The organism is bacterium, assembly GCA_024224155.1.
In the GTDB taxonomy this organism is placed as follows: Bacteria; Acidobacteriota; Thermoanaerobaculia; order Multivoradales; family JAHEKO01; genus CALZIK01.
On the sequence record JAAENP010000114.1, the window covers coordinates 67407 to 77547 of the forward strand.

At 65.8% G+C, this 10141-nt stretch carries 14 protein-coding genes; 3 read left to right on the top strand and 11 right to left on the bottom strand.

Going from position 1 to position 10141, the window contains the following annotated elements:
• Positions 1-67: 67 nt before the first annotated feature.
• Complete coding sequence (locus GY769_06650) at positions 68-631, top strand: hypothetical protein (GenBank protein MCP4201599.1); 564 nt, start codon at positions 68-70, stop codon at positions 629-631.
• A gap of 7 nt (positions 632-638) precedes the next feature.
• Here GY769_06650 and GY769_06655 read toward each other — a convergent pair whose 3' ends face one another.
• The 11 genes from GY769_06655 to GY769_06705 form a co-directional block, all read right to left on the bottom strand.
• Positions 639-1226 (bottom strand): peptidyl-prolyl cis-trans isomerase, encoded by a 588-nt coding sequence (locus GY769_06655; GenBank protein MCP4201600.1) that lies wholly within the window; start codon positions 1224-1226, stop codon positions 639-641.
• Positions 1223-1516 carry a DUF971 domain-containing protein gene (locus GY769_06660; protein MCP4201601.1) on the bottom strand — a complete coding sequence of 98 codons (294 nt, stop codon included), beginning with the start codon at positions 1514-1516 and terminating at the stop codon, positions 1223-1225. The genes GY769_06655 and GY769_06660 overlap by 4 nt, the downstream gene beginning before the upstream one ends.
• Positions 1517-1610: 94 nt before the next feature.
• Entirely contained in the window at positions 1611-2210 is a 600-nt protein-coding gene (gene yidD, locus GY769_06665; protein ID MCP4201602.1) for a membrane protein insertion efficiency factor YidD, read from the bottom strand.
• Positions 1964-2368: a DUF2752 domain-containing protein gene (locus tag GY769_06670; protein MCP4201603.1), complete on the bottom strand. Its 405-nt coding sequence runs from the start codon at positions 2366-2368 to the stop codon at positions 1964-1966. Before GY769_06670 ends, yidD begins: the two co-directional genes overlap by 247 nt.
• Complete coding sequence (locus tag GY769_06675; GenBank protein ID MCP4201604.1) at positions 2355-2645, bottom strand: DUF4190 domain-containing protein; 291 nt, start codon at positions 2643-2645, stop codon at positions 2355-2357. The genes GY769_06670 and GY769_06675 overlap by 14 nt, the downstream gene beginning before the upstream one ends.
• Positions 2646-2657: 12 nt before the next feature.
• A complete protein-coding gene (locus GY769_06680; protein MCP4201605.1) occupies positions 2658-3053 on the bottom strand; it encodes a hypothetical protein in 396 nt (131 codons plus the stop codon).
• A 102-nt stretch (positions 3054-3155) separates the two neighbouring features.
• Positions 3156-3791 (bottom strand): YigZ family protein, encoded by a 636-nt coding sequence (locus GY769_06685; protein MCP4201606.1) that lies wholly within the window; start codon positions 3789-3791, stop codon positions 3156-3158.
• A gap of 49 nt (positions 3792-3840) precedes the next feature.
• Complete coding sequence (gene bshA, locus GY769_06690) at positions 3841-4962, bottom strand: N-acetyl-alpha-D-glucosaminyl L-malate synthase BshA (protein MCP4201607.1); 1122 nt, start codon at positions 4960-4962, stop codon at positions 3841-3843.
• Positions 4959-5702 carry a bacillithiol biosynthesis deacetylase BshB1 gene (gene bshB1, locus GY769_06695; GenBank protein ID MCP4201608.1) on the bottom strand — a complete coding sequence of 248 codons (744 nt, stop codon included), beginning with the start codon at positions 5700-5702 and terminating at the stop codon, positions 4959-4961. Before bshB1 ends, bshA begins: the two co-directional genes overlap by 4 nt.
• A 23-nt stretch (positions 5703-5725) precedes the next feature.
• On the bottom strand, positions 5726-7378 hold the full coding sequence (gene bshC / locus GY769_06700) for a bacillithiol biosynthesis cysteine-adding enzyme BshC (GenBank protein ID MCP4201609.1): 1653 nt from the start codon (positions 7376-7378) through the stop codon (positions 5726-5728).
• Positions 7379-7403: 25 nt separating this feature from the next.
• Positions 7404-8141: a class I SAM-dependent methyltransferase gene (locus GY769_06705; GenBank protein MCP4201610.1), complete on the bottom strand. Its 738-nt coding sequence runs from the start codon at positions 8139-8141 to the stop codon at positions 7404-7406.
• 109 nt (positions 8142-8250) lie between these two features.
• Between GY769_06705 and dusB the strand changes: the two genes are divergently transcribed.
• On the top strand, positions 8251-9234 hold the full coding sequence (gene dusB, locus GY769_06710; GenBank protein MCP4201611.1) for a tRNA dihydrouridine synthase DusB: 984 nt from the start codon (positions 8251-8253) through the stop codon (positions 9232-9234).
• The coding region (locus GY769_06715) for an MBL fold metallo-hydrolase (GenBank protein MCP4201612.1) at positions 9231-10141 on the top strand (911 nt) is incomplete at its 3' end. The genes dusB and GY769_06715, both read left to right, overlap by 4 nt.

The following is a 10141-nucleotide window of genomic DNA, read 5'->3' on the forward strand; positions in this document are numbered from 1 at the left end:
GCGCGCCGGCCAGATTCTCGCACACGTTGTGGCCCGCCAAGACCAACTTCGATAAAGTGCGCCCGCGATGGCTACAGAAGAAGCCGCCCGGCCCGAGCAGGCCAAAACCGCGAAGCCGGTGCCGCCACCGGCCAGGGAGCTGCCCGAGCTGGACGGCATCGCCGGCTGGGCCGAAGGCGAAGAATACCCGCTCCTGGGCGTGCTCTTCGAGAACCTGCCCTTGCCCAAGTTCGACATCCTGGTCATGCAGGTCAAGAAGGAGGAGCTGCTGCCTCAGCACTGGCAGGTCATCAGTTCGCATCAGGTGCCGGAGGGCTTACGTTTCGACGATCTCTACGAGGCGGGAAGACTCCGCGAGCTGTACCGCGACCAGGACTTCTCCGAGCGCCGGCTGCGCGCGCTCGAAGTCGCCTGGGAAGAGCTGCGTGGCAAGGCACCGTCCTTATGGAACGCATCGGATGTCTTCGCGGCTCTGCGCCGGATCATCCAGAAGAAGCGAGAGGTCGATTTCTACGATCTTCTGACCGCGGTGCGAGACGTCTGGAGAGGTCTTTCCCTCCCTCACGGCCGGGAGCAGCTCGAGGTGCTTTGGGCCTGCCTCGAGTTCGTGCGCAAGAAGACGAAGAAATAGCCGTTTTCTATTCAGCCGTAGTCGACTGCGCTCGCCGCTTCGCACTCTCGATGATGACGGGCTCTTCGGGCACGTCGCGAAAGGGACCGACCTGGCCTCGGGGCACCTCGGTGATCGCGTCCGCGACCTCCATGCCCTCGACGACGCGGGCAAAGACCGTATAGCCCCAGCCTTGGGGTGTCTTTCCGGTGTGATCCAGGGCGGCATTGTCGACGACGTTGATGAAGAACTGAATCGAAGCGCTGTGCGGATCCTGTCGACGCGCCATGGCCACGGTACCGCGCAGGTTCTTGAGGCCGTTGTCGGCTTCGTTCATCAAGCTCTTGTCCGTCGGAACCGGCTTCATCTCACGCGTGAAGCCGCCGCCCTGAATCATGAAGTCCGGAATCACCCGGTGAAAGATCAGGCCGTCGTAGGTGCCGGCGTCGACGTTGTCGAGAAAGCTCTGGCCGGTTTTCGGCGCGTTCTTCAAATCGACCTCGAGCACGATCCTGCCGTGGTTGGTTTCGAGCACGACCTGCTCCGCGGAATCACCCTGAGCAAAGACCGCCGTGCCGAGAAACAAGACGCCGAGTATTAGCATCAAACCCTTCATTGTTCATCTCCATTGTCGGTTGGTGCGCGAGCCTCGGAACAGACCGGGCACGGACAGATCTCACGCAGGAAGTCGAAGCGGTAGATCCCCGTGGCGTGACCGTCGGACCACTGAATCGAGATGCCGTAGTTGCCAACCGACTCTATTCTCCAGGGCTCGACCGGCTGGCTCGGCGGCTGGTACCGAATCTCGCTCGGCGTATGCCCCTGGCAGCCGGCGCACGGACAGTAGCCGCGCAGATAGTCATAGGGGTACTCGACCTCGTGTCCGTCCGACCAGACCAGACGCATGGTCCGACTCTCCGCGAGCCGGCGGATCTGGGTCGGGTGGAGTGCCGTTTCGGTCATGAGCGGGCGATGCTAGCACCGCCGCTCCGTCGGCGGTCTACGGCGGTGGATCGACGGTACCCGGCCGAGTCCATGGACCGCATCTCGCGATTCGTGCCAGCGCCAGACCGGTGCCCTTGAGCGCGCCGTGCCTGCGAATGACCGCCTCACCGTAGTGACTGCAGGTCGGCTCGAAACGGCAGCGGGCGCCGGTCGCGCCGAGAGCTCGCGACAGAGTTGCCTGATACAGGTCGATCGCCCCCAACAAGACCTTCGCGCCCCACTGCGCCTCGGGCGGGCGCGCCAGGTCGAGACCGAGAACGGCCAGGGCGACCAGTCCGATTGAGGCAGAGCGAAGGATCGCGACGCGGCGCACTCCCGGGATCTTAGCTCGGAGCTCCGATGGGCCGGCTAGAAAGGCAACGATCCGGTCGCCGCCCGTCCCAGCCAGAGCGCGAAGAGCGGCACGGCGTGAGCGATGACCGCGGGCTCGACGCGGTCCCCTAGCGCGCGCCACAGCCGGTCGCTGCCCATGACTCCCCAGGCGATCCAGCCCACGCCGGCCTCGAACGCCAGGATCGGGGCCATGGGATGCAGATCGAGGGCCCTGCCGAGCGAACCGTGCGCGAGATGCGACATGGCGCGGGTCAGGCCGCATCCCGGACAGGGAAGATCGAGAATTGTCCTGAAGACACAAATCTGGAAGCCGGACTCATCCGGATTCCAGAACCTCAGTGCCGCGAAGATCGCTACGCCGGCGAAACCCAGCAGCCACCATGCGCCGCCGCGGCGCCCCACCTGGTCAGGCCGCCACACCCTGGAGAATGGCCATGCCGCCGGCGAAAAAGATCCAGAGCAACGACAGCAGCAACAGAACCGTGCCGATGATGCCCAGAATCATGCCGGCCTTGGCCAGGCCTTCCCCAGCGGCGGGCGAAGCACCGGACCGAATCGCCTTGAGCTCCGAGGAGCCCATGATCCAGGCCACCGGCGCCAGCAGCCCACAACAGATCACGCCGAGAATGCCAAGCACCAGAATGATGGTCGGACGATTGCTGGACGCTGGAGCCGTGCTCGATATCGGTTCGCTCATAGTCGCTCTCCCCTAGAAACGATCCGCGTACTGGCTGACGCCCGGTATGAGGAAGCGCTCGCCGTTGACGCCCTTGACGATGCAAATGATGTGAACGACGATGATCGCGATGAAGAGAACCAGCTGAACGATCGCCAAGACGCATGCCAGCGGGCCCAGAACCATGCTCAAAACCGCGAAGACGATCCACAGGATGACTTCCGCGACCAGCAAGGTCAGGCCGTGCTTGGCGTGCCACTGCACCTCGGCATCGTCCTTCTCGACCAGAAGCGGTATCAACGCCAACAGCCAAAGATAGGACAGAGCGATCATCAACCCCCGGTTGGAGGAAGCGCTATCACCCGATGAAGGTGGAGGAGGTGGCGGCGGAGGGGCTTCGGATGTCGGCTGAGTTTCGGCTTCACTCATCACTCACTCCTTTTGAAACGGTCGATGCCGGCAAGCGGCTACGAGCTCGTTAGAAAACTGTAAGACGAAGTGTAGCCGAGGAGCCTCTGGGCGGCAAGTGTGTTACGAGTCATCTTCCGCCTCTCCAGAACCTCGACGCGCAGGCAGAACCTCCACGCGCAGATCCGCGAGAGCCGCGCGCACGACCTCCTCCAGTTGGGTGCGCACTCCCAAGGTGACCTCGACGTCTGCGCCATAGCTCTCCACAGTCCATTTGGCGCCGTGCACCCGCGCCAGACGCTTCACCGCTCCGATCCGGTCGTAGGCCATCCGGACTCGGAGCCGAGTCGTCGGGAAGCGCTCTTCGAAGCGGGCGCTCTCGAGCGCCGCGGCCACCGCCCCGGCGTAAGCACGAGCCAGCCCTCCCTTGCCCAGCTTGACCCCGCCGAACCAGCGCACCACGATCGCCGTGATATCCGACAACTCGTGAAAGCGCAGCACCCGCGCGATCGGCTCACCCGCGGTCCCACTGGGCTCGCCGGCGTCGGATGAGTGCTCCTCGGCCGGCCAGCCGATCCGTTGTGCCCAGCAATGATGGCTCGCGTCCCGATATCGTCCAGCCACCTCACGTCGATAGGCGACCGCCGCCTCCGAGTCCAAGACCGGCTCGAGCAGCGCCAGAAACCGAGAGCCCTTCTCGCGCAGCTCGCCCGAACACGGTTCCCGTAAGACCCGATACGACCCGGGAGGAGAGCTCACCCCTGGCCTGACCTTGTCATCGGGTTCGTAGCGAGATGCCGGCTACTGGCTAGCGGGAAAGCACCGTGCTGTAGACGTCTCGATAGAGCTCGACGACCCGATCCTCGCTGAAGCGCCCGACCGCTCGCTCTCGCCCCAGGCGCCCCATCGCGAGCCGGCGCTCGTCGTCGCGCAGAAGCTCCACCGCCCCGCTCGCCATCGCCTCCACATCCCCGACCGGGAAAAGCAATCCGGTCTCGCCGTCGTCCACGACCTCCGGAAGGCCGCCCACATTCGTGGTGATGACCGGGACCTCGCACGACATCGCCTCCAGCGCCGACAGACCGAAGGACTCGGTCTCGGAGGGCAGCAGAAACAGGTCGGCCCCGGCGAGGATCTGCTCGACCAGAGGAATATTGCCGACAAAGGTGATCTCGTCGCAGGTATCGCAGTCGCGGCAATGACGCTCGACCTTGGCCCGGTCGGGGCCGTCGCCCACCAAAAGCAGCCTCACCGGCAGCTCGCGTCGCACGCGGTGAAACACCTCGACTACATCGAGGACCCGTTTGACCGGACGGAAGTTCGAAATGTGAACGATCAGCTTCTCGTCACCCCGGGCCCAGCTGCGCGCGCCCCCGCCCATGCGCGCGCGGTCGAAGCGCTCGGGCTCGATGAAGTTGGGTACCACGGTGATGTCGTTGCGCACGCCGAGCTGTTCCACCGTCGAGGTTTTGAGAGCTTCCGAGACCGCGGTCACCGCGTCGCTCTTCTCGATGCCGAAGCGTGTCGTCTCCAGGTAGTTCGGATCATTGCCGATCAGGGTGATGTCGGTCCCGTGAAGAGTCGTCACTACCGGCAGCGGCTGCGGCTCGAGGATCTCGCGTGCCAGCACCGCGGATACCGCATTGGGCACGGCATAGTGAACGTGCACAAGATCGAGCAGGTTGTGCCGCGCCACTTCGACCATCTTCGTCGCCAACGCCAGCGAGTACGGCGGATAGTCGAACAGCGGGTAGTGCGGAACTACAACCTCGTGAAAGGTCAGCCGCGATTCGACGAGGTCGAGTCGAAAGGGCAAAGCGTAGCTGATGACATGAACCTCGTCGCCGCTCGCGGCGAGTGCCATGGCGAGCTCGGTCGCCACCACTCCCGAGCCGCCGAAGGTCGGATAGCAGCTGATGCCGATCTTCAACGCAAGCCTCCGGGCAGAAGAGCGAGCGGATCGGAGACCGCGAGCGGCAGACGGCTCGTGAACGGCTCGCCGAACTCGGCACCGATCAAGAGCCCGAAGTGGCGCGCCCTGCCTTCGACGGCGAGCCAGTACTCGGGCGAAGATACTTTGGTCTCGGTCTGGCGCGGCCGCTGATCACTCCGCGGTCCCGAGCTCTGATAAAGCTGAGTCTCGTAGCAGGCCAGCGCGGCCATCTTCTTGGCCCACACGTCGGTCACGTCGACGATGAACCGGGGCTCGAACGTGTCGTGAAGCATGTAGTGAAATACGGCGGCCGGCCGATGGGGTTCACCCCATTCGGGCTTCCCCCGCTTGGCCAGGCCGGCGTAGAAGCACGCCGCCTCGACCAGGCGATGGGCGCGGCCGTGGTCGGGATGTCGATCCGAGGCCGGCGGACAGAGCACCAGCTCGGGCCGCAGCCGTCGCAGCAGCTCGATCAGAGCGTCCTCTTCTTCGACGCCTGTACGCAGGGCGCCGTCGCCGCAATCCAAGAACTCGACCGCCACCGCGCCCAGCGCTTCGGCCGCGCACTCGGCTTCGCGCTCGCGCTCCTCGACGGTGCCGCGGGTTCCGGCTTCTCCGCGAGTCAGGTGAAGCAGGCCGACCCGCCCTCCCGCCGTCGCCACCCGGGCCAGGGTGCCGCCACACGCAAGCTCAACGTCGTCGGGATGGGGACTGATCGCCAGAAGGTCGAGGGTCATGGAGTTTCTTCCTGTCGGTCGGGCTATGAGGGGTCGATGACCGACAACCGCCGCCAGTCTAGGTCGAGTTGTTCGAACAGTGCGTCGACGAAGCGTTCGCCGTACTTGCCCGGAAAATAGGCACTCGAAATCACCCGCTCCTGAAGGCCACCCGCCGGCCGGCATACCGCACGCAGCGACTCGGCCCGCTGCCTCCGGACTTGATCTCGTTGGGCGAGCGCCTTGGCCGCCCTGGCCGCGAAACCGGCCAGCGCCCCTTCGATGCGGCTCTTCGTCTTGTCCAGGGGCCCGGCGAGAGTCTTGTCCAGCTCGAGCGCCCTGGCTCCCAGCTGGTCAAGCCGCTTGCCGATATCCGCGGCAGCACTTGCGACCAGCTCGTCACCTCCCGCCCCACCCAGTGCCCGATCCAGGTCCAGATCCGGCGCCACCAGCCCGGCCAGCGTGAGACCGCTGGAGTCGACCTTGTCGAGCTGATGCCTGCCCAGAACCAACGCCTGCGGACGCACCACCACTATCGGCGGCGCGATGCCGAGGTATTCATAGAGCGGCGCCACCTGGGGCATGTAGGACACCTCCCCGGGACCCAGAATCTGGAGATGGGTGCCCAGTATCGCGTCCTGGACCGCGGGCCGAGCCAGGACTCCCGGGCTCACCACCGCCGGATTCTCGCGCACGGCCTCTTCCAGCCAGGCGCGAGTCTCGGAGAACTCGGCCTCGCCGCGCAGAGAGACTCGCTCGGCCTCGAGCACCAGCCGCCGGCGCGCCATGCGATGAAGATAGAAAAGCGGGCTCGCGCCGGGCTGCGGCTGCACCTGCAGCTCGTATCCGGCCGACCGGATGGCTTCGTCCCGAGCTTGCTGAGTGGCCACGATGTCCTCGTGGCCGGTCACGATTCGCTCGAGCCACGGCCGCTCGGCCTGCTTCACCGCCGGCAGCATCGCGTCCAGAAGCAGCGGACAGCGCGCGCCCAGGAGCCCGGTCATGAGCCGGGCAAAGGCCTCGCCGAAGCGCGCATTTGGCCGGTACCAGGTCGCCAGCCGGTCGACCCATCCAGAGAAGCGTTCTCCGGGCATCGAGTCGCGCAGTGCCTCGAGCGTGCGGTCGACGCCCGGTCCCAACGTGCGCATGCCCACCGGCATGAGCGGCGTCGGGTCGTCGCCGAGATCGAGCGATAGAAGGTCTGAGCCGCCGGAGCCACCAGAGCCACCGGAGACCGGCGAACCGGGAAACTTCGCGCGGGCGACCTCGCGATAGTCATGATCCTCGGTGGCCATCCAGAACACCGCGACCGCCGGCCGGCCCTCGGCGGCAAGACGCTCGGCCCAGAGCGTGGCCGCCACCGCCTTCGTCAGGGTGTAGAGCGGTCCGCCGAAAAGGCCGGTTTGCTGACCCGTGACCACGACCGCGGTCGTTGGATCGGCGAGGCGCGCCGCCAGCGACTCGGCCTTCGGGTGCCCGTAAGCCGCATTGGCCAGCGCCAGGGCCTCTGCCAGTTCGCGGCGCTCGACGGCGGGCAGCTTCCTTTCGAGAGGGCCGGCTCCGCAGCCCTCGAACCCGAGCGGCTCGAGCAGCTCGAGGCCCTCGCCCTGGGCAAGCGCCGCCGGCAGCCCGTCCAGCAGACCGGCCGGAACGAGGTCTACGCTCAGCTGGTCCGTCCCCTTCCGATTTGTGCCCATTTCGTCTTCCCAGCCCCCGGCCGAGTCAGCTCGGCTTACGGCCGACGAGGATGAGTCGTTCACTGTCACGCCCGAAGGATTCTCTCTCGAAACTGCCGTAGAGGGCGTCGACTTCGAGTCCCGCCCATCTGAGGCCGATAGTGACCTCTTCCGGGCGGTACGCGCGCACGCTCTCCAGAAACGTCGGCACCGGACCCTTGCCATCATCACCCCTGTACAGACGGATGCGCTTGTTGACCCGCTCGGTCGACTCGTCGAACCAGCGTTCGATCTGCGCCCGATAGCCGCCCCGCACCTGCGCTTCCTCGGCCACCAGATTCTTGAGCACCTGTTCGCGATTGAACAGATCGATCAGGAACTTGCCCCCGGGGGTGAGCACGCGTTCGATCTCCTCGAGCACCTGGAAGTTCTGGCGCTCGGTCTCGAAGTATCCGAACGAGGTGAAAAAGTTGAGCACCCAGTCGAAGGTTCGGCTCTTGAACGGCAGGCGGCACATGTCGCCGGCGGTACGAGGCAGGCCCGGCGCCTGGGCCAGCAGGGTCAGGGAGAGATCGACGCCCAGTGTCCTGAAACCGCGGCCACGGAGCTTCTCGGTATGGCGACCGGCGCCGCAAGCGAGATCCAGAATCGCCCGCGGTCGCGCCCCGTTCGAGCCGAGCATGACCTTCTCGACGAAGTCGACGTGGCGATCGGCCTCGCTCTCGTCGCGATGCGCGTAGAGCTCGAGGTACTCCTCTCCGAACCACTCCTTGTACCAAGCCATCCGCGAGGATCTTACAGGCCTCGAGTGCCTCGCATCACCCTGCCGCAAGCTGCCCGAGCGTCCTGTTGCGGAGTCGGCCGGCGGAAACGACCGGTAGAATGGCAGCGCTATGCTGCGGATCGGCCCGGTACCCGTCAACCCTCCTCTGGTTCTCGCGCCCATGGCCGGCGTCACCGACCGGGACTTCCGCCTGATCATCCGCCGGATCGGCGGCGTCGGCGTGGTCACCATGGAGTTCATCTCCTCGAGAGCCATCGCCCAGGGCAACGCAAAGACGCGCGAGCTCATGCACTTCTGCGAGGAAGAGCGACCACTCTCGATTCAAATCTACGGCTCCGATGTCGACACGATGGTCGAGGCGGCTCGCATTGTCGAAGAGCTGGGCCCGGATCTGTGCGATATCAACATGGGCTGCCCGGCCAACAAGGTGCTCAAGGGCTGCGCCGGCGCTTCGCTCATGGGCGATCTGCCGCTGGCCGAGCGCATGATCCGCGAAGTGCGCAAAGCCCTGTCGATTCCCCTAACGGTCAAGTTCCGGCTCGGCATGCGCGATACCGAGAGAACCTACCTCGAGCTCGGCAGAATCTGCGAGGACAACGGCGTCGCCGCGGTCGCCATGCACGCCCGGACCGCCAAGCAAGGTTTCTCGGGAGAGGCCAACTGGTCCGAGATCGCTCGACTGAAGGAGGCTCTTTCGATTCCGGTGCTCGGCAATGGCGACGTCAGAACCGCCGAGGACGCTCTCGCCATGATCGAGAAGACCGGCTGTGACGGCGTCATGGTCGGACGCGGCGCGACCAAGAACCCCTGGATCTTCCGTCAGATCGCCGCCGTCATGGACGGCAATGAGCTCACCGACCCGACCACCCGCGATCGTCGCGATTTGATTCTCGAGCACTTCCGCATGATCGCCGAGCGGGAGCCGTCCAAGTTCGCACTGCACAAGCTGCGCAAGTTCACCGGCTGGTACACCCACGGCCTGCCGCATGGAGCCAAGCTGCGGCGGCGCATCAACGACCTGCCCGACGTCGAAGCTTTTCTCGTAGCGGTCGAGGAGTTCTTCGAGGAGCTGCTGCTGAAAGAGGCCGCTTGAAGCGTCGGCCGGCCGCGCACGTGCGGGCCCTGGTCGTGGTCGCACTGGCTCTGTCTCCGTTCCCGTCGGCCGACGCGAGCGATCTCACGCTAGAGGAGGTGGCCCCCGGCGTCTGGGCCGCGCTCCAGCCCGAAGCTCGCCGATTCAACGATTCCAACTCGGTCGTCATCATTTCGGACCGGGACATGCTGGTAATCGACAGCCAGAGTGAACCCGCGACCGTCCGCGCCCTGATTGCCGCTATTCGCGAGCGCACCGACAAGCCGGTCCGCTATCTCGTCAACACGCACTTTCACAGCGACCACACGCGCGGCAACTTCGTCTACACGGACGAGTTTCCGGGCGTCGAGATCATCGGCCACCCGACGCTGCTCGAAGACATCCCGAACCGCTCGGCACCGGAGCTCGAGCTCGAACTCTACCGGCGCGAGATTCCGGCCGGCGAAGAGCGCCTGGCCACGGGTGTCAGCCGCGCCGGCGGGGCCCTCGACGACGAAGGAAAAGAGACCCTCGCCGAGCAGATTGCGGCGGCCAAGCAGGTTCTCGCCGGTCTCGAGTCGATCGAATGGGCGGAGCCGACCCTGACCGTCCCCGAATCGCTGACTCTGAGCCGCAGTGTCGGTCCGATCGAGATCCGCGCGGTCCACGCCCACACGCGCGGCGACCTCGTGGTGCTTCTCCCGAAAGCCGGGGTCCTGATTACCGGCGACGTGCTCGACGACCTGCCGTACGCGGGCCACGGCTACCCGAGCGCATGGGTCGAGGTGTTGACCGAGCTCGAGAGCTGGGACTGGCAAGTGATGATTCCGGGGCACGGTCGCGTTCGCAGGGGGCCGGAGGCCCGAGCTCACCTGGCCCGGGTCCGCTCGCTCTTCGAGCCGATGATCGCGGCGGCCGGGGACGCGAC